Source organism: Streptomyces sp. NBC_01012 (genome assembly GCF_045162755.1).
Lineage (GTDB): Bacteria > Actinomycetota > Actinomycetes > Streptomycetales > Streptomycetaceae > Streptomyces.
In genome coordinates, this window is sequence record NZ_CP108688.1 from 4,637,758 (window position 1) to 4,663,774 (window position 26,017).

Here is a 26,017-nt window from a genome sequence, read left to right on the forward strand (position 1 = left end):
ACGCATACTCTTGCCTGACCATTACGGAGATCCCGGAGTACACGGTGCAATTCCACGATTCGATGATCAGTCTTGTCGGCAACACCCCGCTGGTCAGGCTGCGCAATGTGTCGGCAGGCATTCAGGCGACGGTCCTGGCCAAGGTCGAGTACTTCAACCCCGGCGGGTCGGTGAAGGACCGCATCGCGCTGCGCATGATCGAGGCCGCCGAGGAGAGCGGCGAACTCGTGCCGGGCGGCACGATCGTGGAGCCGACCAGCGGCAACACGGGCGTCGGCCTCGCCATCGTCGCCCAGCAGAAGGGCTACAAGTGCGTCTTCGTCTGTCCGGACAAGGTGTCCACGGACAAGATCAACGTGCTGCGCGCCTACGGCGCTGAGGTCGTCGTCTGCCCGACGGCCGTCGACCCCGACCACCCGGACTCGTACTACAACGTCTCCGACCGCCTGGTCCGTGAGACGCCGGGGGCCTGGAAGCCCGACCAGTACTCCAACCCGAACAACCCGCGCTCGCACTACGAGACGACGGGCCCTGAGCTCTGGCAGCAGACGGACGGGAGGATCACCCACTTCGTCGCGGGCGTCGGCACGGGCGGCACGATCACCGGTACGGGCCGCTACCTCAAGGAGATCAGCGAGAACGGCGTCCGTGTCGTCGGCGCCGACCCGGAGGGTTCCGTCTACTCCGGCGGTTCGGGGCGCCCGTATCTCGTGGAGGGTGTCGGCGAGGACTTCTGGCCGAGCGCCTACGACCGCACGGTCACGGACGAGATCGTCGCGGTCTCGGACAAGGACTCCTTCCAGATGACCCGCCGTCTGGCCAAGGAGGAGGGCCTGCTCGTCGGCGGATCCTGTGGCATGGCGGTCGTCGCGGCCCTGGAGGTCGCCAAGGGGCTCGGTCCCGACGACGTGGTCGTCGTCCTGCTGCCGGACAGCGGCCGCGGCTACATGAGCAAGATCTTCAACGACGAGTGGATGGCCGACTACGGCTTCCTGGAGGACTCAGGTCCCTCCGCACGGGTCGGTGCGGTGCTGGACTTCAAGGAGGGCCCGCTCCCCTCGCTCGTCCATATGCACCCCGAGGAGACGGTCGGCGAGGCCATCGACGTCCTGCGTGAGTACGGGGTCTCCCAGATGCCGATCGTGAAGCCCGGTGCGGGACACCCGGATGTGATGGCCGCAGAGGTCATCGGCTCCGTCGTGGAGCGTCAGCTCCTGGACGCGCTGTTCACCCAGCGGGCCACCCTGTCCGACCTGCTGGAGAAGCACATGTCGGCCCCGCTGCCGCAGGTCGGTTCGGGCGAGCCCGTCGAGGACCTGATGGCTGTGCTCAGTGGGCCGGACGGTGCCGATGCGGCGATCGTTCTCGTCGAGGGCAAGCCGAAGGGGGTCGTGAGCAGGCAGGATCTGCTGGCCTTCCTGGCGAAGGACACGGCGGCCAGGTCGTAGCGACCGGTTTCCCGGATTCGCGGAATCGGTACGAGCGCGACACGTCGACGCAGCACCGGCTTAACACGGCTCCGGCAGAGTAATGGGTGTCGGCGGGGAAACCAGCCGGCACCCATACGGCGACACGGACTACGGAGCGGCTCCCGGACCTCCACCGTCGCCAGGACGCGAACCCCGGCCCTGACCCGGGACCGCGTCCCTCGCGGGGACCGCCGTCGTCCCGCCCCTCGGGCAACCGGGGGTGCGGCGGTCCCCGCGATCATCCTTCCCAGTCGGACACGTTCCGCGGCCTGCCCCGGGCCCAGGGCCATGCGCGGGCGGCATGCACGGCGTTCACGCCGAAGATCCCCAGCCAGGCCACGACGAGCCCCTCGATCCCGGCGTTCGCGACGCCGATCGCGGACAGGGGGATGGCCAGGACCAGGGACACGACTCCGAAGCCGAACCGCTCCCCGAAGCCGCCGGCGCCGGTCGGCTTGGCGGGCCTTGCGGCGCTCCTGGCGGCGGCCAGCTGCTGCTCGGCCAGATGGCGCCGCGTGCGCTGGTCCTGCGTGCCGGAGAGCCGCTGCTCGACCTTCTCCAGGAACGAGTCGATGAGCGCGGGCTCGTACTCGGGGCCCAGCTCGCCGCGGGCCTGCAGGGTGGCGTCCAGCTCTCGCCTGAGCTCAGGGTCACGGGCTTCCATACGCTTCACGGTACGAACCAGGGGCGCCCGGGTCAGTGGGGTTAGCCCCCGTGTTTCCCGTTTTCGGCCGACGGGCGACGGTCGACGCCCGGAGGTTCACGGGGGTGTGCCCCTGTTCACTGGGGCGTCGCCCCGGCGAGGAAGGCCTCGGGCGTGACCGCGTAGCCCGTGGTGTTGAGGACGGGGACCGGGGTGCGGTCGATCAGGACCGTCGGGGTGGACCGGATGCCGCTTGTCCCGAAGGCGGCCGACACCTGTGCCGCCCAGGGCAGGTAGGTGCGCTCCATGACCTTCTGCCGGAAGCCGTCGGTGTGCAGCGCGTCGACCCCGCCCGCGAGCCGCAGCAAGGTGTCCCGGTCGGCGAAGGCGTCCACGTCCTCACTGGGCTGATCGGCGTAGAGCGCCCGCAGGAAGTGCATGAACGGCTTCTGCCCCTCGTCGGCGGCCGCCCCCAGCGCGGCCAGCGCCTCCATGGAGCCGCTGCCACCCGTGGAATCGTCGATGAACGTGCCGAAATGGTGGTCCACCGCGAACCTGCCCTCGTCCGCGGCCTGCTCCATCACGGCTCCGAGGCCGAGCTCCATGCGCTTGCAGTAGGGGCAGCGCAGATCGGCGTAGACGTTCAGCACGTGCGCGGCATCGGCATCGCCGTAGCGGACGGTGACGCCGCCCTGGCCTCTTGTGTTGGCTGGGATCATGCCCCCAGGGTCGGCAGCGGAGCACGGTCCCGCAATGCGAGCACCCGGGGATGCACCGCGAGAGGTCCGGAGCAGCGGCTGTCCGCGGCGGCTGCATGCGGAGGCTGTATATGGACATTCAGGCTGCTTGCTGGCTGAATGGATCCCCTGGTTACACGGTCGGTACGGCGGAACACTCCGGAGGGGACAGCATGAGCGGGAGCAGCCCGGCTGCGCGGTTGCAGCGGCTCTTCGAGGGGAAGAGGCTCACGCCCACCCAGCGGCGGATCGCGCACTCCATGGTGCGGCGGGCCGCCGACGCCCCGTTCCTGTCGAGCGTGGAGCTGGCCGAACTGGCCGGGGTCAGCCAGCCGTCCGTCACCCGCTTCGCCGTGGCGCTCGGCTTCGACGGGTACCCCGCGCTGCGCAAGCACCTCAGGGAGGTCACCCCGGACGGGGCGGCCGAAGGGGACGGCGCGCAGGAGAGCTTCAACGAGTACCAGCAGGCCGTGCGGGCGGAGATCGAGAATCTGCGGCAGCTGTCCGAACTGCTCGCCGATCCGGCCCCGGTGGAGTGCGCGGGGCGGCTGCTCGCCGGGTCGAGGCCGCTGCTGGTGCTCGGGCTGCGGGCCGCATCGTCGCAGGCCCGGGGGTTCGGGTACTTCGCCGCCAAGGTGCACCCCGATGTACGGGTGCTCGACGAGGGCGGCAGCATGCTGTACGACCGCGTCGACACCGCCAGGCGGGCCGGGGCGAGTGTGCTGATGTGCTTCGCGCTGCCGCGGCACCCGCGTGAGGTCGTGGACGCGCTGGCGTACGCCCGGGAGAAGGGGCTGACCGTCGTGACGGTGGCCGACTCGGCGTTCGCCCCCGTGGCGGCCCACAGCGATCTGCTGATTCCGGCGGCCGTGGGGACCGGGCTGGCCTTCGACACGGCGTGTGCGCCGATGCTGCTGGGGCGGGCGCTGCTGGAGGCCATGTGCGACGGGCTGCCCGAGGCGCAGGCCCGGCTGGAGGAGTTCGACGCGCGGGCCGCGTCGCGGGGGCTGTTCGTCGAGTAGGAGCCGGTCGGCGGGGACCGTTCGTCGTGCGGCAGTCGGTCCGCGGGGGCGTTCTCCGTCGATTCTCAGACATCGCTCATCTGTGCCGATTAATCTCCGCGCCCAGAAGGTCCACAGGGAACCGCGGAAGAGGGGTACGGACGTGGGGCGCGGAGCGCAGTCTTTGGCGAGGGTGGCCGTGATCGTACGGGCCGGGGCCTCGCCGTTGTGGTGGCCCGGGCTGGTGGCGGCGGCCATCGGGGCGTTCATCCCCGGCCTCACCGGGCGCCGGATCGGGCTGCTGGCCGGCGCCGCGCTGTTTTTGGTCACCCTGGCCGTGGTGGCGTTCAGCCGTACGGGCCGCTACGCGGAGCTCGCGAAGGCTGCCACGCGGGCCGGGCGGAGCGACTTCCTCCAGGACCGGGACGTGACCGTACGCAACTGGCGGCGCGGCTACCGCTGGTGGCTGGCCGGTGCGTTCCTCGTGGCGGTAGCGAGCGCGTACGTGCTCCCCGGTGCCGGCGGACTGGTGCTGGCCGGCGCCGGCGCCGGGCTCTGGCTGAAGTCCGTACGGTTCGGGCAGCGGGAGCGGCGGGACGACGTCCTGTACTGGGTGCGCACCGACTGGGCCGAGCGCGGCCGGCCCGTGGGCCGGCGGGTGAAGGGCTTCCGGACGACCGGCCCCATGGCGGGCGACGCCGCACCCGGTGGGGCGCGGCGTCGCCGCCGGTGAGAGAGCCGGAATCCCTGGGCACCAGCCCTCGGCCCGCAGCCCTCGGCCGCTCGGCTCAGACCTCCAGTTCCGCTTCGATCTTCCGCAGCTGATGGCGTGCCATGGCGAGGTTGGCCCGGCCGGAGTCCAGGACGAGGTAGAGGAACAGGCCGTTGTTGCCACGGGTCCTGAGCAGCCGGATCAGGTGGTACTGGGAGCCGAGGGTGATCAGGATGTCCTCGATCTCGTCCTTGATGCCGAGGTGCTCCATGGTCCGCAGCTTCGCCCGGACGACGTCCGTGTTCCCGGCGGCTGCGACCTCCAGGTCGAACTCCTTGCCACCGCCGAGGGTGCCCAGGGCCATGCCGCTGGTGTAGTCGACGAGTGCGACACCGACGGTCCCCTCGATCGACGCCATCGCATCCTTCAGTGACGCTTCGGTGTTGGCCATAGTGTTCGTTCCTTTCCCTGGCCGGCCCGGTGGCCGGTCCGCTGCTGGTGTTCTTCGACTTGCCGGTGCTGCTGGTGCTGCCGGTGCTGCTGGTGCAGGTGTCAGGTGGGATCCGGTGTGGTGGTGCGGCGGGGCAGGGCCTCCGGCTGCTGCGGCCGTGGCGGCGGCGCCGGGCGGTCGGAGCGGTCCTGCGCGGCGTCCACCACTTCGCCGATGCGCGCACCGGCGCGACGGCCTTCGAGGTGGAGGCGGCCGACGTTGATGCGGTCCTCGGCCAGCAGGGTGAGTACGGCGGACGCGCCCGCCGCGTAGGTGGCGATGTAGCCGTTCTCGCCGCGGATCAGGAGCTCGCGGAAGCCGCCGCGCCCGGTGGCGTCGGTCATCCGGATCGAGACGCCCAGCGCGGCGGCGGTCAGCGCGGCGACGCCTTCCGCCTCGATGCCCGGGGTGTCCTGGGCGACGATCAGACCGTCGGTGCTGGCGGCCAGCGCCCCGGTCAGGAGCGGTACCCGGGCGCGTAACCGCTGGAGCTCGTCGAGGACGTCCTGTACCTCTGCCTCGGGCACCATCAGCTGTCTCCTCCCGGCACGCTGTCTGAGCGCGCGTATCACAAGGCCTCCAATGCGTCTCTGAGCCGGCGCAACAGGGCGACGTCGGGGTCGGTCGTGACCTCGGGCAGCGTGATGCGGCTGTGCCCGGACACCGGGGCGGAGCCGTCAGCGGCGGGGCGGACCGCTTCGACCAGGCCTGCGGCCGCCAGCCGGCGCAGGTCGACCAGGATGTGGAACGCCGAGCGGCCCAGCTCCCGGGCGATGTCCGTGGCCGTGCGCTCGCCGTCCACCAGGGCCAGGACGCGACGCTGGCGTGGCGGGACCGGGGCGTCGACCGGGTGGGCCGTGGGGGCGAGCGGTGCGCTGTCGGTGCGTGCGTCGGGCCAGATCCGGTCGAGGAGTTCCCGGCGCCTGAGCGTCTCGCGCTGCACGGCGTGCACGGGTACGGGACGGACCGGGCCGATCCAGTGGGAGACCCCGTAGCGGAAGCGGGCCGGTGTGTGCGTGGGGGCCAGGGCGAAGAACGCCGCGTCGTACAGGGCGCCCAGATGGCAGAGCTCCAGCGCGCCGCCGGGTACCCGGCCGCTGTCCACGAGATAGCGGCCGACCCGCTGTCCGGCACCCGCCTGGGCGACCGCGTCCCACCAGCCCTCGCTGCCCAGGGCCCCGCCCGTGGTGAGCAGGACGTCGATTCCGGGGGTCGCGGGGCTCTCCGCGTGGACGACCTGGCCGTCGGCGAGATACAGGGTGCCGCGGTCGCGCATCAGTGCGCCGGTGGCGCGCTCCGCCTCGAGCCGCTGCAACATCGGGGAGGGCGCGGCCCCTTCGGGCGTACCGCGCCCTTCGGGTGCACCGGGTCTCTCGGGTGCACCGGGTCGCTCGGGTGTGCCGGGCCTGAGGGCGGCGGTGGGTCTCATGCCAGGACCAGCCGCTGCGCGATCTCCCCGAGCCGGATGCGCGCCAGGGCGAGGTTGCCTTCCGCGCGGTCCAGCCAGAGATGGAGGAAGACGCTGCTGTCGAAGGCCGTCTCGACGAAGCGGAGGATGTGGTAGCCGGGGGCGGTGGTGACGATGACGTCCTCGACGGCGGATGCGGGCGGCCCCGGTAAGTCCGTGGGCCGACCTGATAAGCCTGCGGGCACGTCCGACTCTGTGAGGGCCGGCTCTGCGAGGGCCGGCTGCGCGAAGGCCGGCTGCTCGGCGGCCATCCTCGCCACCTCGGCCGTCTCGGCGGCCGTGGCCTCGTGGTCGCCGTTGGGTGACGCGCCGATGGTGCCGAGCGCGAGACCGCTCGTCCAGTCGACCACCGAAGCACCCCGGGCACCGGGCAGCCTCATGACTTCGATCAGGCACTCGTCGATTCCGGGCAACGCGAACTCCCCCCGAAGTGGCGTACGGATGTAGTGGAAAGGCTACGCAACGTGTGCGCGCCTGGTGGGAGTTCTGGCATTTTCCATTGGTACATGCTGCTGGCCGTGTAAAGGACCGCAGGTCGACGTGCGAAGGCCATGCGGGGGCACTGCCTGTTGACTAGGAGTATTCAGGTAGCCAGGATGTGAATAGGAGAGTCACATTCGCGAGGAGGCATCCCCATGTCAGGACCCCGCCCCGTACGGGCACCGCGCGGTACGGAACTGAGCGCCCTGGGGTGGCCGCAGGAAGCCGCCCTCCGCATGCTGCAGAACAACCTCGACCCCGAGGTCGCCGAACACCCCGAGAAGCTCGTCGTCTACGGCGGCACGGGCAAGGCGGCCCGCGACTGGCGGTCCTTCGACGCCATGGTCCGTACGCTGCGGACGCTCAAGCAGGACGAGACGATGCTCGTCCAGTCCGGCCGGCCGGTGGGCGTCATGCAGACCCACGAATGGGCTCCGCGCGTCCTGATCGCCAACTCCAACCTGGTCGGCGACTGGGCCAACTGGGAGGAGTTCCGCCGTCTCGAGGCCCTCGGGCTCACCATGTACGGGCAGATGACCGCCGGTTCCTGGATCTACATCGGGACGCAGGGCATCCTCCAGGGCACCTACGAGACCTTCGCCGCCGTCGCCGCCAAGCGGTTCGGCGGGACGCTCGCCGGCACCATCACACTGACCGCGGGACTCGGCGGCATGGGCGGGGCCCAGCCGCTGGCCGTCACGATGAACGACGGCGTCGCCCTCTGTATCGACTGCGACCCGCGCGCCATCGAGCGCCGCATCGAGCACCGCTTCCTGGACGTACGGGCCGACTCCCTGGAGCACGCGCTCCAGCTGGCCGTCGAGGCCCGGGACGCGCGGCGCCCGCTCTCCATCGGTCTGCAGGGCAACGCGGCGGAGCTGCTGCCCCGGATGCTCGCCGAGGGTGCACCCGTCGACATCGTCACGGACCAGACCAGCGCGCACGACCCGCTGGCCTATCTGCCCGTCGGCGTCGACTTCGACGACATGGCCTCCTACGCGGCCGAGAAGCCCGCCGACTTCACCCGGCGCGCCCGGGAGTCGATGGCCGCGCATGTCGAGGCGATGGTCGGCTTCATGGACGCGGGGGCCGAGGTCTTCGACTACGGCAACTCGATCCGGGGTGAGGCCCAGCTCGCCGGGTACACGCGGGCGTTCGACTTCCCAGGCTTCGTGCCCGCCTACATCCGGCCCCTCTTCTGCGAGGGCAAGGGGCCCTTCCGCTGGGCGGCGCTGTCGGGTGAGGCATCGGACATCCACAAGACGGACAAGGCCCTGCTCGAACTCTTCCCGGAGAACGAGTCCCTGCACCGCTGGATCAGGATGGCCGGTGAACGGGTCCACTTCCAGGGCCTCCCGGCCCGGATCTGCTGGCTCGGCTACGGCGAACGCGACCTGGCGGGCGAGCGGTTCAACGACATGGTGGCGAGCGGTGAGCTCGCCGCGCCGCTGGCCATCGGGCGCGACCACCTGGACTGCGGATCGGTCGCCTCGCCCTACCGGGAGACCGAGGCCATGCTCGACGGCTCCGACGCCATCGCGGACTGGCCCCTGCTCAACGCCATGGTCAACGTGGCCTCCGGGGCGTCCTGGGTGTCCCTGCACCACGGGGGCGGTGTGGGTATGGGCCGCTCGATCCACGCGGGACAGGTCACGGTCGCCGACGGCACGGAACTCGCCGGCGAGAAGATCCGGCGGGTGCTGACGAACGACCCGGGGATGGGCGTCATCCGGCATGTCGACGCGGGGTACGACATCGCGGAGTCGGTCGCATCGGACAAGGGCGTACGGGTCCCGATGACGGAGGACGAAGCCCGGTGACCGGACCTACGGAACAGGGGCCGACGTCTGGGCAGGGACAGGTGCAGGGACAGGCGCAGGCCGGGGTGCGGCCCGTGTCCTGGAGGCATCCCGAGCCGGAGTCCTTCCTGTCGATGTGGCGCGGCCTCGCGCCTCTCGGGCTGGACCCCGGCAGCGGCGGCTACCGCCGCTACGCCTGGACCGCCGCCGACCAGGACTGCCGCGCGTGGTTCCGCGCCCAGGCCGAGTCCCGCGGGCTCGTCCACGAGGTCGACCGCAACGGCAACCAGTGGGCCTGGCTCGGTGATCCGCTGGCCGGGGACGCCGTGGTCACCGGGTCTCATCTCGACTCCGTGCCCGACGGCGGCGCCTTCGACGGCCCCCTCGGTGTGGTGTCCTCCTTCGCCGCCCTGGACGAACTGCGCCGCAGGGGAGTGGAGTTCACCAAGCCCTTCGCCATCACCAACTTCGGCGACGAGGAAGGCGCCAGGTTCGGGCTCGCCTGCGTCGGCTCCCGGCTCGCCGCAGGACAGCTGACCGTCGAGGGCGCGCACCGGCTCCGTGACGGCGACGGCGTCTCGCTTCCCGCGGCCATGGAGGCCGCGGGGTACGACCCCGACGCGATCGGGCCCGACCCCGGGCGCCTGGCCCGGATCGGCGCGTTCGTCGAGCTCCATGTGGAACAGGGCCGCGCCCTGGACCTGAGCGGGGACCCGGTCGGTATCGCCTCGGCCATCTGGCCGCACGGCCGCTGGAGGTTCGACTTCCGCGGTGAGGCCAACCACGCCGGTACCACCCGCCTCGCGGACCGGCGCGACCCGATGCTCACGTACGCCGAGACGGTGCTCGCGGCCCGGCGTGAGGCTGAGCTCGCCGGGGGCCTGGCGACCTTCGGCAAGATCGCGGTCGAGCCGAACGGGGTCAACGCGATCCCCTCCCTCGTGCGGGGCTGGCTCGACTCACGGGCCGCCGACCAGGCCACTCTCGACGCCGTGGTGAGCGGTGTCGAGCGGGCGGCGCGGGAGCACGCCGAGCGGGCCGGGATCGATCTCGAGGTCGTGCGCGAGTCGTTCACACCGGTCGTGGACTTCCAGCACGCCCTGCGCGACGAGATCCGCCGCGTGCTGGACGAGCGGGGCCGGGACGGCGCGGAGGCCGGAGGGCGCCCCGTGCCCGTGCTCGGCACGGGGGCGGGACACGATGCGGGTATTTTGTCCGCTTCCGTGCCGACCGCCATGCTGTTCGTACGGAACCCCACCGGGATCTCGCACTCACCCGCAGAGCACGCCGCGGAGGACGACTGCGTGGCCGGAGTGAGGGCACTCGCCGACGTACTGGAAGGTCTCGCGTGCAGCTGACAACGCAACCGACGGGCACACCGGTCACCGCGACCTACTGGATGTCGCACGCCTGGCTCGGCACCCATGTCGAGCCCGGTGTCCTCCTGGACGTGGCCGGCGGACGCATCGCGGGTGTCCGGACCGGCATCGACACGCCACCGCCCGGCGCCACCGTGCTGGAGGGGCTGACCGTCCCCGGACTGGCCAACACCCACTCGCACGCCTTCCACCGCGCCCTGCGCTCCACCGTCCAGGTGGGTTCCGGCACCTTCTGGACGTGGCGCGAGCTGATGTACCGGACGGCCTCCCGTCTCGACCCCGACACCTACTACGACCTGGCCCGTGCCACGTACGCCGAGATGGCGCTCGCCGGGATCACGGCGGTGGGCGAATTCCACTATCTGCACCACGCGCCCGGCGGGACGCCCTACGACGAGCCGAACGCCATGGGCGAGGCGCTCATCGCGGCGGCGGCCGATGCGGGCATCCGCATCACGCTGCTCGACACCGCCTATCTCGCCGCCGGATTCGGGGAGAAGCCGAGCCGGCACCAGCTGCGTTTCTCGGACGCCACCGCCGACGCCTGGGCCGAGCGTGCCTCCCTCCTCAAGGGCGACGGCGACCTGGTGGTGATCGGCGCCGCGATCCACTCCGTACGCGCCGTCCCCGCGGGACAGCTCGCCACCGTCGCGCAGTGGGCGCAGGAGCGGGAGGTCCCGCTGCACGTCCACCTCTCCGAGCAGACGGCGGAGAACGACGCCTGCCTCGCCGCGCACCGCCGCACCCCCACCCGGCTCCTCGCCGACCACGGGGTCCTCGGCCCGTACACCACCGGCATCCACAACACACACCTCACCTCCGAGGACATCGGGCTCCTCGGCTCCTCCCGGACGGGCACCTGCATGTGCCCCACGACCGAACGCGACCTCGCCGACGGCATCGGACCCGCCGCCGCACTCCAGGGCGCGGGATCCCCTCTCTCGCTGGGCAGCGACAGCCATGCCGTGATCGACCTCTTCGAGGAGGCCAGGGCGATGGAGCTCAACGAACGCCTGCGCACCCACGCACGCGGTCACTGGACGGCGGCGGCTCTGCTCAGGGCGGCCTCCGCCACGGGGCACGCCGCGCTCGGGCACCCGGACGCGGGCGTGCTCGAACCGGGCGCGCCGGCCGACCTGGCCACCGTCGCGCTGGACTCCGTCAGAACAGCGGGGCCGGTGCCTCGCATGGCAGCCGAAGCAGCCGTATTCGCCGCGACCGCCGCCGATGTGCGGCACACCGTGGTGGCGGGCCGGCACATCGTCCGGGACGGCCGGCACACCCGGATCCAGGACGTGCCGGCCGCGCTCGCATCGGCCGTCGCCGCCGTGTACCGCTGAACGCCCCGCCGAGCCCCGCCCCCTGAACCCGGGCACGCCCCGGGTCCGAGCCGACAGAAAGCTGTGCCCGGATGACGACGACCGCGACGAACACGACGACCGCCCTCACCCACATCGCGAACCTGGTCACCAATGACCCCTCCCTCGGAGACGGGACCCCCCTGGGCCTGATCCAGGACGCGGCCGTCGTCATCGAGGGCGACCGCGTCGTGTGGACCGGTGAATCCAGCAAAGCACCCGCCACTGACAACGCCGTCGACGCGGGCGGCCGAGCCGTGATCCCCGGCTTCGTGGACTCCCACTCCCATCTGGTGTTCGCCGGAGACCGCACCGCCGAGTTCCATGCCCGTATGTCCGGGCGCCCCTACTCGGCGGGCGGCATCCGCACGACCGTGGCCGCCACCCGCGCCGCCTCCGACGAGGAGCTCTCCGCCAACGTCGCGCGCTATCTGGCGGAGGCGCTGCGGCAGGGCACCACCACCTTCGAGACCAAGTCCGGCTACGGCCTCACCGTCGAGGACGAGGCACGCGCCCTGCGCATCGCCGCCCGTCACACCGACGAGGTCACCTTCCTCGGCGCCCACATCGTGTCCCCCGACTACGCCGACGACCCCGCCGGCTACGTCGACCTCGTCACCGGACCGATGCTGGACGCCTGTGCCCCGCACGCCCGTTGGATCGACGTCTTCTGCGAGCGGGGTGCCTTCGACGAGGACCAGGCACGCACGATCCTCACCGCGGGCGCCGCCCGGGGCCTGCACCCCCGCGTCCACGCCAACCAGCTGGGCCACGGCCCCGGCGTCCAGCTGGCCGTCGAGCTGGACGCGGCCTCCGCCGACCACTGCACCCACCTCGACGACGCCGACCTCGACGCGCTCGGCCAGGGCTCCACCGTCGCCACCCTGCTCCCCGGCGCCGAGTTCTCCACCCGCGCCAACTGGCCCGACGCCCGGCGCATCCTCGGCGCGGGCGCCACCGTCGCCCTGTCCACCGACTGCAACCCCGGCTCCTCGTTCACCTCCTCCATGCCGTTCTGCATCGCCCTCGCCGTACGGGACATGGGCATGACCCCCGACGAAGCGCTCTGGTCGGCCACCGCCGGGGGCGCCGCCGCGCTGCGTCGCACCGACGTCGGCCGCATCACCCCGGGCGCCCGCGCCGACCTCGTGATCCTCGACGCGCCGAGCCATGTCCACCTCGCGTACCGGCCGGGGGTCCCGCTGGTCGACGCGGTGTGGCGGGGTGGAGAGAGGGTTCTGTGACGCTCCGGACCCGACGGACCCGACGGACCCGACGGACCCGACGGACCCGATGGACCTGATGGACCTGATGGATCCGATGGACCCGATGGACCCGATGGACCCGATATTCACCGGTCGGTCGTGAGATGTCGCGGCTGTCTACCGCGGAGTGACCTCGCCCGGTACCGTTCTGGGCAGCGTGGCTCAGGGGGTAGGACCGGGGGGTTCTTGTGAGCAGCAGGCGCATACGTGTGGTCAGGCCCGGAGATCTGGGCGCGGGGGACATCGAGAGCTGGCGGGAGCTGCGGGCGAAGTCCGGCGCCCCGGCCCATCCGTTCATGGAACCGGAATTCGCCCTTGCCGTCGGCCGCGTCCGGCCGCACGCACGGGTGGCGGTGATCGGCGAGGACTCCGGAGGGCCCGCCGGGCCTGCGGGCTTCCTCCCCTTCGAGCGGGGTCCGCTCGGCCACGGCCGGGCCATCGGCCTCGGGGTCTCCGACGTCCAGGGCGCCGTGCTGCGCCCCGGTCTCGGTCTCGAGGCGAAGGAGCTGCTGCGGGCCTGCTCCCTGTCCGCCTGGGAGTTCGACAACCTCGAAGAGGGCCAGAGCCTCTTCGAGCCGGATGCCGCGAGCGCGTACGCCTCGTACGTCATCGATGTCGGCGACGGTTACGCGAGCTACGAGACGGCGCTGCGCGCACGGTCGCCGAAGTTCCTGCGGACCACGCTCGCCAAGGAGCGCAAGCTCGGACGCGACGTGGGAGAGGTGCGGTTCGTCCTCGACGAGCGGGATCCGGCGGCGCTGGAGACCCTGATGGGGTGGAAGTCCGCCCAGTACCGCAGGACCGGCCGCAGGGACCGCTTCGCCAAGGCGTGGATCCGCGACCTGGTGGAGTTCCTCTTCCACACCAGGGCGCCCGGATGCTCGGGCCTGCTCTCCGTCCTGTACGCGGGTGACCGCCCGGTGGCGGCCCACTTCGGGCTGCGCTCGCGGACGGTGCTCTCCTGCTGGTTCCCGGCGTACGACCCGGCGTTCGCGAAGTTCTCGCCCGGCCTGATCCTGCATCTGGGGATGGCGCGGGCGGCGGCGGACGACGGCATCGGGATGCTCGACATGGGGCGCGGGGCCGCCGAGTACAAGGAGGCCCTGAAGACCGGCGAACTCACGGTCTACGAGGGTGCGTCGGTCCGGCCGGGCGTGGGCGCCGCGCTGCACTGGATCGGCCGCGAGCCCTCCCGCCGCGCGCACGGCTTCGTGCGGCAGCGGCCCCGGCTGGCGGGCCTGGCACAACGCGGTCTCGAACGGGCCGGCCGACTGCGCGAACCGAAACGTCCATAGCGTCCGGCACCACGACAGCACAGGCACCACGACAGCACAGGCACCACGACAGCGCCCGCGTCGTGACAGCACAGGCGTCAGCGGCAGCACAGGCGTCACGACAGTGCCCGCACCACGACAGCGTTCAGCATCACGACCGGGGGGACCGGATGCCGTACAGGAACGAACAGACCGAAAGAGCAGCACGGTTACCCGGCATCGGCCGCCTCGCCGGCCTGGCCGTCGCCGACCTGGAGCTCGACGCCGCCGACGGTACGGGCGTACGACTGCGGCCCGTGCCCGGCGGGCCGACCCTGGACACCGCCCCGCGGGACGGTGACGACCAGCGCTTCTTCGCCCTCGTACGGCTGCGCGGTCGCCCGGTCGGCACGGTGGTCGGGCGCGTCAGGGCGGGCGACGACCCGGCCTCCGTGCTCGCCAAGCAGGCCGCGGACGAGATCGTCGTCCCGGATGCCCCGGAGCGGCCACCGACCGGGGAGGTGCCCAGGGCGACGGTCGTCGTCGCGACCCGGGAGCGCCCCGCGCAGCTGGCCCGTGCCCTGGACTCGCTGCTCGCCCAGGACCACCCGGACTTCGAGATCGTGGTCGTCGACAACGCCCCGGCCACCGGTGCCACCCGCGAGCTCGTCACCTCCGCCTACACCGGCCGGGGCGTGCGTTACGCCCTGGAACCGGTGCCAGGTCTGGCCGCCGCGCACAACAGGGGCGTGGCCGTCGCCGGTGCCGACGTCCTGGCCTTCACCGACGACGACGTCCTGGCCGACCCGCACTGGCTCACCGCCCTCACCCGGCCGTTCGGCGACGACCCCAGGACGGCCTGCGTCACCGGCCTGATCCTGCCGGCCAGGCTGACCACGCCGGCACAGGTGCTGCTGGAGAGCCACGGCGGATTCGCCAAGGGCTTCACCACGCGCCGCTACGACCCCGCGCACCCGCCCGCCGACGAGCCGCTGTTCCCGTTCACCGCCGGACGGTTCGGCTCCGGTGCCAACATGGCGTTCCGCGCGGGACCGCTGCGCGCGGTCGGCGGTTTCGACCCCGCCACCGGCACCGGCACCCCGGCCAAGGGGGGCGACGACCTCTACGCCTTCGTGCGGCTCCTCGCCGATGGCCACCCGCTGCACTACACCCCCGAGGCGATCGTCTGGCACCACCACCGTGAGCGCTGGGCGGACCTGTGCGCCCAGGCGTACGGCTACGGCGCCGGCCTCACCGCCTGTCTCACCGCGCTCCTGGTCCGCAGACCGGCCCTGCTGCCGCCGCTCCTGGCCAGGCTGCCGAAAGGCCTCGCCCATGCCCGCACGATGACGGCGTCGCGTACGGCCGATGCCGCGGGGCGCGCCGGTGCTCCGGGCGAGCACGGCGCCCACACCTACCCGTGGCCCCGGCATCTGTCCCGTCTGGAGCGCCGGGGCCTGCTGTACGGCCCTCTCGGATACGTACGTGCCCGGCTCGCCGTCCGGGGCGCCTCACGCCCGTGGGAGGGGGCGGGATGAGCGCGCGCGGACCCGAGGGGCGTGCGACGGGCGCGTCCCGGATACCCGTGCTGCTGTACCACGCGGTGATGGATGACCCGCCGGAGTGGATCGCCGAATTCACCGTCGCGCCGCGGGCGTTCGCCGTGCAGCTCGACGCGATCCGGGCCTGCGGCCGTACGCCGGTCCCGGTCGGCGCGCTCGTGGCCCATCTCGCGGAAGGTGAGCCGCTGCCTGACCGGCCGGTCGTCCTGACCTTCGACGACGGCTTCGCTGATCTGCCGGGGCCGACCGCCGATGCGCTCGCGGGCAGGTCGATGCCGGCCACCGCGTATCTCACGACCGGCGCGCTGGGTCGGTCCGGTGGGGGCAGCCTGCTGCCGCCCGGCCCGATGATGCGCCTGGAACAGGCGCCCCTGCTGGAGCAGTACGGCATGGAGGTGGGCGGCCACACCGTCACCCACGCGCAGTTGGACACCCTGCCGGCCGCGGCGCTCCGCTCGGAACTCGTCGACTCCAAGAAGGCGTTGGAGGACGTCCTGGGCCATGAGGTGGCCCATCTCGCCTATCCGCACGGATACAACAGCGCGCGGGTGCGCCGCGCCGCCCGTGCGGCGGGTTACGAGAGCGCGGTGGCGGTGCGGCACGCGCTGAGTTCCGGCCGGGACGAGCCGTACCGGATCGCGCGGCTCATCCTGCGGCGCAGCCATACGGTGCGGGACGTCGAGCGCTGGATGGCGGGCGAGGGGGCCCGCGTCGCACCGTTCCCCGACTCGCCGCCGACTGTGGGCTGGCGATGGTACCGACGGGCCAGGGCCGCCGCGCGGGGGCCGGTGTTCGCGGGGTGAGACGCCCGAGGAACCGGGGTGGGGCGGCCACGGAGAAGGGGGCGGGACTCCGGAGGAACCGGGCGAGACCCTGGAGGAACCGGGCGAGAGCGCCCCGATGTCAGAGCACCTTCCTATAGTTCACTTAAAGGACAGCGGCGTGACGGCCGCGACCACATCCGTGGGGGGAGTCGCACCGTGCCACAGCATGTGCCCGCGCCGGTCAAGGGGGACACCGGGAGCGCCGAGCAGGCGCATCCTCCTGGGCAGCCGCCCGGCGTGGCATCCGGCGGGACGGGCGGTGCGCCCCGCCTCCCGGACGCCCTGAGACCCCAGGCGCTCCTCACCTGGCTGCCGTTACTCCTGGCGGCCGTCCTCTGGATCTTCTCGCTGCCGCACATCGGGTTCCGCTCGATGGGTGAGTACGGCCTTCTGGACCGGCTGCCCGTCACCTACTACCTCTCGCTGCTCGTCCTGACCGCGGGCTTCCTGGTCAGCCTCCGCCGCGCCGGCACGGCCCCCTGGTGGCCCGCCCTGTACTGCGCAGGCCTGCTGATGGCCATCAAGGGCGTCCCCGCCGTGCTGTACGACTCGGAGCGCTACCCCTGGGCCTCCAAGCACGACGCCGTCATCAATCACCTGCTGGCCAACGGCGATCTGCGCCCGGGCGAGGGCCTGTCGGGCAACATGTCCGCCTACGACCAGTGGCCCGGCTTCTTCACGTTCAACGGCGGACTCGTCCGTACCTTCGGGGTGGACAGCGCCGCCACTTATCTGAACTGGGCACCCGTCGTCCTCGGCCTGCTGATGATGCCGGTGCTGATCCTGATCTACCGCACCTTCAGCGAGGACTGGCGCCTCGTGTGGGCCGCCGTCTGGATCTTCCAGCTCGCCAACTGGGTGGGCCAGGACTATCTCGCCCCGCAGGGCCTCGCCTTCCTGCTCCACCTCGCGGTACTCGCCGTCGTCCTGCGGCACTTCGTGCGCCCCGGTTCAGCCGGACGGCTGCGCTCGCGCGCCTGGCTCGACCCCGCCGCCGCGGCCGTCCCGCCGCCCACCGGCACCCGACAGCGGGCGATCTGTGTCGCGGTCCTCGTGCCTCTGCTCGTGGCGATCAACGCGGTGCACCAGCTGACCCCGGTGATGCTCTGCGTCACCCTGATCGCGCTCAGCCTCACCCGCCGCTACCGCAACCTCGGACTCCTCGCCGCGGCAGGCCTGCTCATGCTGGCCTGGGACCTCACCATGGGCCGCCCCCTGTTCACCGAGACACTGGGCACGCTGCGCGACTCCCTCGGCCGGCTCACCGAGAACTCCCGTGCCGGATACGCCGGAGAGCTCACGGGTGCGGGCCCGGAGCTCGCGGGGCGGGCCGGTGTCCTGATGGTGCTGGCCGTCGCGGTCCTCGCGGGCGCGGCCCTCCTGCTGCGGCGCCGTCTGGCGCACAGCGCCCTGCCGCTCCTGCTGGCCTCCGTCGCGCCCGTGCCCCTGTTCGTGGTCAACGACTACGGCGGCGAAATGCTCTTCCGCGTCTATCTGTTCGCGCTCCCCGGCGCCGCCTTCTTCGCCGCCGCGGCGCTCGTCCCGGCCGCCGGAGGCACCGGAGCGCACCGGATCCGCCCCGCCGTGCGCCGGATCTGCGCCGTCGCACTCCCGGTGACGCTGGCCGCGCTGCTGGCGGGCTTCATGCCCGCGTACTACGGCAAGGAGCGGATGAACTACACCCCGCCCGAGGAGACCGCGCTCGTCACCCGCACCATCGACCGAGCCCCCGCAGGGTCGCTGATCCTCGCCACCACGGGCTCCTTCCCCCAGGCGCTGCACCGCTACGACCATCTTGAGCACTGGTTCTTCGCCGAGCAGGAGCTCCCCGAGAACACCGCGATGCTCAAGGACCCGGCGCACTACCTCTCGACCCGGCTGCCGCCGGGCACCACGGCCTACGTCCTCCTCACCCGCACCCAGGACATCTACACCGCGGGCGAGGGGCTGCTGCCCCCGGGAGGCTTCGCCTCCCTGACGCGGGACCTCAGCGCATCGCCGCTCTTCGATGTGGTCGAGCGGACCGAATACGGCGTCGTCCTGCGCTACGACAGCTGAGACACAGCCGAGACACCCACGACGACAACCCCTGAGACACCGCCCGGACCAGGAAGGCAGCCACGTGTCCGAGAACAGGCAACCGCGACCGGCCCACCCCGCCCGGCGGATCCTGCCCAGAGCCGCCCTGGCGCTTTCCGGATGGGTGGCGCTCGCCGCGACCGTGCTGCCGGGCGGCTCGCCCCTGCGCTGGGCCCCCGTGCTCCTCTTCGTCTGCTTCGGCCCCGGCCTTGCCCTGCTGTGTCCGCAGCCCGGACAGCTCAGGCCGGGCGCCCGCATCGAGGCGGCGGCGCTCGCCGCGCCCGTCGGGCTGTCGCTGGCCGTCATCGTGGCCACCTCGCTGTTCCTGGTGAAGGGCTTCTCGGGGACCGCGTTCCTGGTGTCGCTCGCCGCGTTCACCACCCTCGCCTCGGCCTTCCCCGGGCTGCCGTTGCCCGCCGCCACCCGGGGCGCGGTCGAGCGGTCCCGGGTGACACCCGTGAGGCGCCGATGACTCCCCGCCGCGCGCCGATGACTCCCCGCCGCGCGCCGATGACTCCCCGCCGCGCGCCGATGACTCCCCGCCGCGCGCCGAGGGAGCGCCGCCCCCGTGCGTACGTGCTGCTCGCCCTGTCCGCCGTCGTGGCGCTGCTGACCGGACTGCTCGCCTGGTTCGGCCCGCCCTCGTCGGACGACGAGGACGGTGTGCCGTCCGCCGGCGCACTCCCCTCCGACGCCGCCACAGGACCGGTGCCCGGTGGGAGGTGCGCCCCCACCGCCACGCTCGTCCCGCCGTGCGGGGCCTGGTGGGGCGCCTACATCCCGTACGCCGAGAACGGCTCGCTGAAGGACGCGGTGTACGCCTTCGAGGAGAAGATCGGCCGGAAGCTCGACCTCCTGTACACCTACCACGACATGTCGAACACCGACCTCGACGGACAGCTCCTGACCCCCGACGAGCAGATACTCGGCCGGGACCGGCTGCTGATGCTGGCCTGGGAGTCCACGGTGTGGCGCGAGCCCCACCACGCCAACTGGACCGAGGACCAGCTCGGCTGGGCGAAGCTCGCCTCGGGGGCGTACGACCGCGAGATCATCGATCCGCAGGCGCGTCGCATCAAGGCGTACGGGAAGCGGGTGTTCTTCTCCTTCGACCAGGAGGTCGACGCCCGGGTCGGCGACGCGGGCACCCCCGAGGAGTACGTCGCCGCCTACCGCCACCTCCACGACCGGTTCGATGAGCTCGGTGTGGACAACGTGGTGTGGGTGTGGACGGTCTCCGGCTTCCTCGCGTCGGCGAAGCTCTTCGAGCGCCTCTACCCGGGCGACGCCTACGTCGACTGGATCGGCATGGACCAGTACAACTACTTCACCTGCCACGACACCACGGACTGGAAGGACTTCGACCGCAGCCAGCGGCCGACGTACGAGTGGCTGCGCAGTCACATCAGTGCCGAGAAGCCGCTGATGTTCGCCGAGTTCGCCACGGTGCCCGATCCGGCGGACGAGGACCGTCAGCGCGAGTGGTACGAGAGGATCCCCGAGGTGGCCAGGACCATGCCCGATGCCAAGGCGCTGGTGCACTGGAACAGGGCCGTCCCCGGCAAGGGCTGCGACCTCACGGTCAACGAGGGCCCGGGGCTGGAGGGTTACCGCACGGCAGGCCAGGACGCGTACTTCAAGCAGCCGGTGCCCGGCCGCTGACCCGCCCCCGTACTCCGTACGCCACCGCAGTGGCCGCGAACAGCCCGAGGAACACGGGCAGCGCGGCCGAGGCGAAGGCGTCCTGCGCGACCCACCCGGCCACCGCGAGCACCCACACCAGGGCGGCGGTGGCCCGCCCGTCGGCCCCGGCCGTCCGCAACAGCACCGCGCACAGCGCCAGGCAGAGCAGCTGGAGCGCGAACGGCAGGGCCCGGAGCACCCCCGCCGGGGAGTCCATCCCCACGGCGCCGGCGAGGAAGTCGGCGAGCGTCCCGTGCCACTCCCGGGAGGCGGCGGCCGGCCGGACGCCGAGGAGGAGCGGCGCGGAGTGCAGCGCCCCGACCGTCAGCAGCAGCGTCGCGCCCAGCAGCGCGGGCCGGGTCCTGCGGAGCGTGAGGGCAGCGCTGTGGACGACGATCAGGAGCACCCCTGCGGCCACGGTGACCGGAGGCAGGGCGTCGATCAGCTCCCTGCCGGTCAGATGCGCGAGCCCGGGGTGCGCCGAGCGCGCCAACGGCACCCAGAACAGCCCGGCCGCGAGCCCGAGCAGCGCCCAGAGCCACACCGCATCGCCGCGCCCGGGCCGCCGGGTGTCCGCCTTCGCAGCCGGGTCACGCTGCGCCGCGAGCCGGGCCCAGCTCGTCCCGAACTCCTCGCTCCCCGGCCTCGGCCGCCGCGGGACCCGGCCGGACCGCGCATGCCCCGGTGCTCGCCCCGACCGCACACGCCGCAGGCCCCCGTCCCGTGATGCGCGCCCGGTGAGGGCCGAGCGCAGTCCCACCGCGGACACGAGCGCCACCGCCGTCATGGCCGTCAGCACCGCCCAGCCCGCTCCGGCGATCCCGGCCGGGCCGAGCAGCACGGCGGCAGAGCCCAGGACGAGGACGCACATCGCACCCTGAAGGACGGCCAGCGCACCGGTGCGGCCCTGCACGCGCAGGACCCCGATGTACAGCTCGACCACGACCCTGGGCAGGGCGGCCGCGGCCAGCAGCCGCAGGACCAGGGCCCCGTGGCGGGCGTACTCGGGGCCGAAGGGGCTGAGGATCTGCGGGGCGAAGAGGACCAGGACGACCACGACGGGAACCAGCAGCACGGCCATGCGGCGCAGCGCCCCGCGTACGCCTTCGGCCAGCCGGCCGGGGCTGTGCGAGGCGTGCGCGGTGAGGGAGGAGGCCATGTTGATGGCCATGAACTCCATGGTGCCGCCGACGGTGTACGCGATGTAGAAGAAGCCGTTGTTCGCGGCGTCGAAGCGCACGGCCACCATCACCGGCAGCAGGTTGATCATGGCCAGGCTGAAGAGCGCGCCGACGGAGTCACCGGCCAGGAACCGGCCGATCTCGCGCATCCGGGGCGGTTCGCGGTCACGGTCGGCCCCGGCCTGACGCGGGATCAGCCTGCGGAAGATCAGCCAGCCGAGCGGCAGCACGGACAGTGCGATGGCCACGGCCCAGGACACGAAGACACCGAGGACGGGCAGGGCGGTGGCGAAAACGGCGAGGAGCAGCAGCTTGCCGAGGGAGAACACGGCGTTGCCGACGGGCACCCAGACGGCCTTGCGCAGTCCGGTCAGCACCCCGTCCTGGAGGGTGAGGATCGCCCAGGCGACGCAGGCACCGGTGAAGACGAGCCCGGCGGACAGGGTCCCGAGCGGGGCGTACGAGTCACCCCACAGATCAAGGGTGAGCAGGAAGACCGCGCAGGCCAGGGTGACGACGACGGAGCTGACCAGATAGGTACGGACGACCAGGGATCCGGTGGCGCGCCCGGCGCGGGGCACGTAGCGCACGACGGCGCCGATCATCGTGGTCGCGGTGACCGAGGCGAGGAGCCGCATTGCCGCGATGGCCGCGGAGCCCTGGCCGACGGCCTCCTCCGTGTAGTAGCGGGCCGCGACCAGCCAGAAGCCCAGGCCGAGCGCGGCGGACACCCCGGTGGAGAGCATCAGGGCGTAGGCGTTGCGGAACATCGAGTCGCCGTCGGCCGCGGCCTCCGGGGCCGGTGAGGGCGCCGCCACGGCCTCCGGCAGGCCGGCTCTCGCGGTGTCAGTCACCGGGCAGCTCTCGCGCGGCCCTGGCACCCGCCGATGCCAGGACGTCGATGACCCGGCCGGCGCGCAGCGGGTCGACGGGCAGGGCGTGCCGGGCGAACCAGGCCGCGTCGGCGGGGGAGTGGGACGGGTCGGTGAACGGCGTGCCCGCGTAGCTGTCGAGCGGCGGGTCGTAGAGATAGCCGACGGTGATGCGCCGGCGTGCGAGCGCGGCGACGGCCGCGTCCCGGTCGGCCACCAGCAACGGCACCCGGAACAGCGGCTGTACGGGGGCGCCGGCGGCGACCGGCGGCGCCCAGGGGGTCCGGAGGAGGCGCTCGGTGCCCGCCCGGTGCGCGGCGAGCCGCCCGTCGAGGCCGGCCAGCAGACGCCGGATGCGGCTCAGCCGTAATCGCCCCGGAGCGATGCGGTAGTCGTGCATGTCGACGCGGACCCAGGAGTGGAAGGCCGCCAGCGAAGGCGCGGACCGCAGCGCCTCGCGCAGCTCCGCGGGCCGCAACGGCATCCGGATCTCCTCCCGTTCCTGGAGCCCGAGGAGCCGCAGGGCCCACCAGGCGGCCGGGGCGAGCCGCAGTCCGCGGACGGCCGACTCCGCGTACGGGCGTACGGCGTAGGCGAGTTCGGCGGTGAGGCGGGCCGGGTCGAGCAGGGCGTCCCTGGCGTGCTCCAGCGGGGCGCGCAGGGCGGGGTCTGCGACGGCGAGGAAGCCTCCGGCCTTCGCGCCGACGTGTTTGGAGAGGCTGAAGACGGCCGCGTCCCCGAAGGAGCCGACCGGCTTCCCGTCCGTGACACTGCCGATGGCGTGCGCCGCGTCCTCGATCAGCGGGATGCCGAGGCGGTCGCAGCGCTCGCGGAGCCGCAGGGCCGGGTCCGGATTTCCGTACAGATTGGTGGTGAGGACGGCGCACAGGCCGTTCCACACGGCGTCGGGCACGGCGTCCACGTCGATCGAGCCGTCCGCCGGGGACAGCGGGGCCTGGACGGGGCGCAGACCGGCGGCGAGGACGACGAAAAGGATGACGTCGTCGTTGACCGGGGACATCAGGACCCTGCCGCCGGGTTCGCACCAGTGGCGGAGCGCCAGGTAGAGACCGAGCCGGCAGGACGGGACGTACAGGCAATCCCGGCCGAGCCGGACGCCCATCGCCTCTTCCACCGCTTGCGGTACGGCACGGCCGACAGGGCCGCTCTCCCCACGATGCATGTGTTCCCCCCAGAACCCCGCCCAATGTCGCCCAGTCCGTGGCACTTCGTCAACAATGCGGAAGGACCCGCCCGTTCGGGCAGGTCCTTCCGCAATGATCACGTACGGGGGGTGGGGTGACGTCGGGTCACTCCTCCACGGTCAGGCCCTTCCTGAGCTTGGCCAGGGTCCGCGAGAGCAGCCGGGACACGTGCATCTGCGAGATGCCGAGCTCCTCGCCGATCTCCGACTGCGTCATGTTCGAGACGAACCGCATCGAGAGGATCGTGCGGTCGCGCAGCGGGAGCGAGGCGATGAGCGGCTTGAGGGACTCGACGTACTCGATGCCTTCGAGCCCGTGGTCCTCGTAGCCGATGCGGTCCGCGAGGGCGCCCTCGTTGCCTTCGGTGTGCTCGTCGGGCTTGGCGTCCAGCGAGCTCGCGGTGTACGCGTTGCTCGCGGCCATGCCCTCGACGACCTCGTCCCTGCTGAGGCCGAGCCGGTCGGCGAGTTCGACGACCGTGGGCGAGCGGTCCAGCTTCTGGGCCAGCTCGTCGCCGGCCTTCGCCAGGTCGAGCCGCAGCTCCTGGAGCCGGCGCGGGACACGCACGGACCAGCTGGTGTCACGGAAGAAGCGCTTGATCTCGCCGACGATGGTGGGCATCGCGAATGTCGGGAATTCGACGCCCCTGCTGAGCTCGAAGCGGTCGATCGCCTTGATCAGGCCGATGGTGCCGACCTGGACGATGTCCTCCATGGGCTCACTGCGGGAGCGGAACCGCGCGGCGGCGAACTTGACCAGGGCCAGATTCAGCTCGACGAGGGTGTTGCGTACGTACGCGTACTCGTGGGTGCCCTCTTCCAGGGCTTCGAGCCGCGCGAAGAGCGTCTTCGACAGCGCCCTGGCGTCCAGCGCGCCCACCTCGGCGTAGGGCGGGATCTCGGGAAGGCCTTCCAGGCCTTCGAACTCCTCGGCCGGGAGGTCGGGGAGGTGGTCGTCGGCGGTCAGGCCGGTGGTGCTGAGGGTGCTGGTGCGCGGGCCGGGGACGGCGCTCGCGGCAGCGGAGTCGGAATCGGTCGGTCCCTGAGGACATGCCGACGTCGCGATGTGGGTACGCGATACGTCGAGCCGGGGTGACATGGTTCTCCTCCATCGTTCTCGGCATATGGCTGCCGATGCCCATACGTCTTCCTGCGGTGAAGCGGCGCCTCCGAAGCCGATCGAAATTCCTGGTGCAGATGTCCCTGCGGATGTCCCTTCTACCCTTACCCGTTTCCAGCCATGAGTTACAAGCGCCAAATACGCCTATATGTCCGGTTTGTTGAGTTCTTCGACTACCGTGTGGCGAGGGAAACGCGTAATGTTTTACGCACGTCGGGGGCAGCCACGATGAAGCCGCGTACACAGGGACGTGGGTAGTGACGGACGGCGAAGAGGGACAGTCAATGGACCGCGGGACGGTCGGCAGTGCGAACCGGGGTCGGCTGAGTGTCGGCGTCCGGACCGAGGGGCGGAGCGAGGTCGTGACGCCGGTGGGTGAGCTCGATCACCACACCGCCGATCTGCTCCGGGAGCCCCTGGAGAGCGCGGTCGAGGCAGGGCGTGCGCGCCTGGTGGTCGACTGCTCGGGACTCGACTTCTGTGACTCCACCGGGCTCAATGTGCTGCTCGGCGCGCGTCTGAAGGCCGAGGCAGCCGGAGGAGGGGTGCATCTGGCCGGAATGCAGCCCGTGGTGGCTCGCGTCTTCGAGATCACGGGGGCGGAGGCGGTCTTCACCGTCCATGCCTCGCTCGCAGACGCTCTGAGCGACTGACAGCGGCGGCGTTCCGCATGCGTGTCCCCGGCCTCGGAAGCCCCGGATGTCGCGCGCGTCACGCTCTTGGCGTAGGCGAAAAGGGTGTTGTCACCATTCGGCCGGGCAGGAGACATCCCGTCGGGGTCATGGAACCCGCACACTCTGTATCTGAATCAGTTCTGTTCGATGGCAACACGGTGAATCGGTGAGGTGAAGCGCTGATGAGCACCACCCGGCAGCATCCGCCGGGCGGCCTCGGCCGCGAGCCGGACGGCACGGGCGGCACCGCCTCTGCCGTACCCGCTGACCGGCAGTGGCGCACGCTCTCGCTGAGACATGCCAGCGGCATCGTGCCGATGGCCCGCGACTTCGCCCGGCAGGCGCTGCACGACTGGGGCTGGCTGCCCGCGTCGGGAGCGGACCGGCGGGCCGCCGCGGAGGACGTCCTCCTGGTCGTCTCCGAGCTCGTCACGAACGCCTGTCTGCACGCGGACGGCCCCGACGAGCTCCGTATCGGCTGTTCGGCCAAGATGCTCAGGGTCGAGGTCGTCGACGCCGGTGCGGGCCAGCCGTCACCGCGCACCCCGCACCGCGCGGGGCGGCCCGGCGGGCACGGCATGTTCATCGTGCAGCGGCTCTGTCTCGACTGGGGCGTCACGCGCACGCCCGAGCGGCCGGGCAAGACGGTCTGGGCGGAGCTCGCGGCGCCCGCCTGAACGGCTTTCTGCTTCCTACTTCCTGTTTCCTGTTTCCTGTACGCACGGCACAGGTACGAACGGCCTCGGGGCCCGCACCGGACGGTG

24 protein-coding genes are annotated in these 26,017 nt (G+C 72.0%); 15 read left to right on the forward strand and 9 right to left on the reverse strand.

The window, feature by feature from the left end:
- The first annotated feature begins 44 nt into the window (after positions 1–44).
- On the forward strand, positions 45–1,448 hold the full coding sequence (locus OG623_RS20965) for a cystathionine beta-synthase (RefSeq protein WP_406148380.1): 1,404 nt from the start codon (positions 45–47) through the stop codon (positions 1,446–1,448).
- 259 nt (positions 1,449–1,707) lie between these two features.
- Here the strand turns inward: OG623_RS20965 and OG623_RS20970 are convergent, their stop codons facing one another.
- A complete protein-coding gene (locus OG623_RS20970) occupies positions 1,708–2,133 on the reverse strand; it encodes a hypothetical protein (protein ID WP_406148381.1) in 426 nt (141 codons plus the stop codon).
- Between the two features lie 116 nt (positions 2,134–2,249).
- On the reverse strand, positions 2,250–2,831 hold the full coding sequence (locus OG623_RS20975; RefSeq protein ID WP_406148382.1) for a thioredoxin domain-containing protein: 582 nt from the start codon (positions 2,829–2,831) through the stop codon (positions 2,250–2,252).
- A gap of 191 nt (positions 2,832–3,022) precedes the next feature.
- On the opposite strand from OG623_RS20975, the gene OG623_RS20980 reads away from it, so the two are divergent.
- On the forward strand, positions 3,023–3,871 hold the full coding sequence (locus OG623_RS20980; RefSeq protein WP_406148384.1) for a MurR/RpiR family transcriptional regulator: 849 nt from the start codon (positions 3,023–3,025) through the stop codon (positions 3,869–3,871).
- 172 nt (positions 3,872–4,043) lie between these two features.
- Positions 4,044–4,583: a hypothetical protein gene (locus OG623_RS20985; RefSeq protein WP_406148386.1), complete on the forward strand. Its 540-nt coding sequence runs from the start codon at positions 4,044–4,046 to the stop codon at positions 4,581–4,583.
- 55 nt (positions 4,584–4,638) lie between these two features.
- On the opposite strand, the gene OG623_RS20990 is transcribed toward OG623_RS20985, so the two are convergent.
- The 4 genes from OG623_RS20990 to OG623_RS21005 all read right to left on the reverse strand — a co-directional run bounded on the left by OG623_RS20990 (position 4,639) and on the right by OG623_RS21005 (position 6,933).
- A complete protein-coding gene (locus tag OG623_RS20990) occupies positions 4,639–5,013 on the reverse strand; it encodes a hypothetical protein (protein WP_406148388.1) in 375 nt (124 codons plus the stop codon).
- A gap of 101 nt (positions 5,014–5,114) precedes the next feature.
- Complete coding sequence (locus OG623_RS20995) at positions 5,115–5,582, reverse strand: roadblock/LC7 domain-containing protein (RefSeq protein ID WP_406148389.1); 468 nt, start codon at positions 5,580–5,582, stop codon at positions 5,115–5,117.
- 38 nt (positions 5,583–5,620) lie between these two features.
- Entirely contained in the window at positions 5,621–6,370 is a 750-nt protein-coding gene (locus OG623_RS21000; RefSeq protein ID WP_406148390.1) for a winged helix-turn-helix domain-containing protein, read from the reverse strand.
- 107 nt (positions 6,371–6,477) lie between these two features.
- Positions 6,478–6,933 (reverse strand): hypothetical protein, encoded by a 456-nt coding sequence (locus tag OG623_RS21005; RefSeq protein WP_406148391.1) that lies wholly within the window; start codon positions 6,931–6,933, stop codon positions 6,478–6,480.
- 222 nt (positions 6,934–7,155) lie between these two features.
- Between OG623_RS21005 and hutU the strand changes: the two genes are divergently transcribed.
- The 10 genes from hutU to OG623_RS21055 all read left to right on the forward strand — a co-directional run bounded on the left by hutU (position 7,156) and on the right by OG623_RS21055 (position 20,181).
- Positions 7,156–8,820, forward strand: coding sequence for a urocanate hydratase (hutU, locus tag OG623_RS21010; protein WP_406148392.1), 1,665 nt, complete (start codon positions 7,156–7,158; stop codon positions 8,818–8,820).
- A 113-nt stretch (positions 8,821–8,933) separates the two neighbouring features.
- On the forward strand, positions 8,934–10,157 hold the full coding sequence (locus OG623_RS21015; RefSeq protein WP_406151939.1) for an allantoate amidohydrolase: 1,224 nt from the start codon (positions 8,934–8,936) through the stop codon (positions 10,155–10,157).
- The gene (locus OG623_RS21020; protein ID WP_406148393.1) at positions 10,148–11,518 is read left to right on the forward strand and encodes a formimidoylglutamate deiminase; all 1,371 of its coding nucleotides are present in this window, start codon (positions 10,148–10,150) and stop codon (positions 11,516–11,518) included. The genes OG623_RS21015 and OG623_RS21020 overlap by 10 nt, the downstream gene beginning before the upstream one ends.
- Before the next feature lie 71 nt (positions 11,519–11,589).
- Complete coding sequence (gene hutI / locus OG623_RS21025) at positions 11,590–12,780, forward strand: imidazolonepropionase (RefSeq protein WP_406148394.1); 1,191 nt, start codon at positions 11,590–11,592, stop codon at positions 12,778–12,780.
- A 224-nt stretch (positions 12,781–13,004) separates the two neighbouring features.
- Positions 13,005–14,096 carry a GNAT family N-acetyltransferase gene (locus tag OG623_RS21030; RefSeq protein WP_406151941.1) on the forward strand — a complete coding sequence of 364 codons (1,092 nt, stop codon included), beginning with the start codon at positions 13,005–13,007 and terminating at the stop codon, positions 14,094–14,096.
- Positions 14,097–14,311: 215 nt separating this feature from the next.
- Positions 14,312–15,592: a glycosyltransferase gene (locus OG623_RS21035; protein ID WP_406151942.1), complete on the forward strand. Its 1,281-nt coding sequence runs from the start codon at positions 14,312–14,314 to the stop codon at positions 15,590–15,592.
- Positions 15,589–16,419 carry a polysaccharide deacetylase family protein gene (locus tag OG623_RS21040; RefSeq protein ID WP_406148395.1) on the forward strand — a complete coding sequence of 277 codons (831 nt, stop codon included), beginning with the start codon at positions 15,589–15,591 and terminating at the stop codon, positions 16,417–16,419. Before OG623_RS21035 ends, OG623_RS21040 begins: the two co-directional genes overlap by 4 nt.
- Positions 16,420–16,596: 177 nt before the next feature.
- Complete coding sequence (locus OG623_RS21045; protein ID WP_406148396.1) at positions 16,597–18,498, forward strand: hypothetical protein; 1,902 nt, start codon at positions 16,597–16,599, stop codon at positions 18,496–18,498.
- A 64-nt stretch (positions 18,499–18,562) separates the two neighbouring features.
- A complete protein-coding gene (locus tag OG623_RS21050) occupies positions 18,563–18,991 on the forward strand; it encodes a hypothetical protein (protein ID WP_406148398.1) in 429 nt (142 codons plus the stop codon).
- A 59-nt stretch (positions 18,992–19,050) separates the two neighbouring features.
- On the forward strand, positions 19,051–20,181 hold the full coding sequence (locus OG623_RS21055; protein WP_406148399.1) for a glycoside hydrolase family 26 protein: 1,131 nt from the start codon (positions 19,051–19,053) through the stop codon (positions 20,179–20,181).
- On the opposite strand, the gene OG623_RS21060 is transcribed toward OG623_RS21055, so the two are convergent.
- From OG623_RS21060 to OG623_RS21070, 3 genes are all read right to left on the reverse strand, one after another.
- A complete protein-coding gene (locus OG623_RS21060) occupies positions 20,156–22,153 on the reverse strand; it encodes a lipopolysaccharide biosynthesis protein (protein ID WP_406151944.1) in 1,998 nt (665 codons plus the stop codon). The genes OG623_RS21055 and OG623_RS21060 overlap by 26 nt on opposite strands.
- Positions 22,154–22,229: 76 nt before the next feature.
- The gene (locus OG623_RS21065) at positions 22,230–23,378 is read right to left on the reverse strand and encodes a DegT/DnrJ/EryC1/StrS family aminotransferase (protein WP_406151946.1); all 1,149 of its coding nucleotides are present in this window, start codon (positions 23,376–23,378) and stop codon (positions 22,230–22,232) included.
- Positions 23,379–23,565: 187 nt separating this feature from the next.
- Positions 23,566–24,558, reverse strand: a complete 993-nt coding sequence (locus tag OG623_RS21070) for an RNA polymerase sigma factor SigF (RefSeq protein ID WP_406148401.1) — start codon at positions 24,556–24,558, stop codon at positions 23,566–23,568.
- Between the two features lie 305 nt (positions 24,559–24,863).
- Here OG623_RS21070 and OG623_RS21075 point away from each other — a divergent pair, with 305 nt between their 5' ends.
- Together OG623_RS21075 and OG623_RS21080 are read left to right on the forward strand one after the other, a co-directional pair.
- Positions 24,864–25,232 carry an STAS domain-containing protein gene (locus OG623_RS21075; protein WP_406148402.1) on the forward strand — a complete coding sequence of 123 codons (369 nt, stop codon included), beginning with the start codon at positions 24,864–24,866 and terminating at the stop codon, positions 25,230–25,232.
- 203 nt (positions 25,233–25,435) lie between these two features.
- Positions 25,436–25,930, forward strand: coding sequence for an ATP-binding protein (locus OG623_RS21080; protein ID WP_406148404.1), 495 nt, complete (start codon positions 25,436–25,438; stop codon positions 25,928–25,930).
- Positions 25,931–26,017 lie beyond the last annotated feature (87 nt).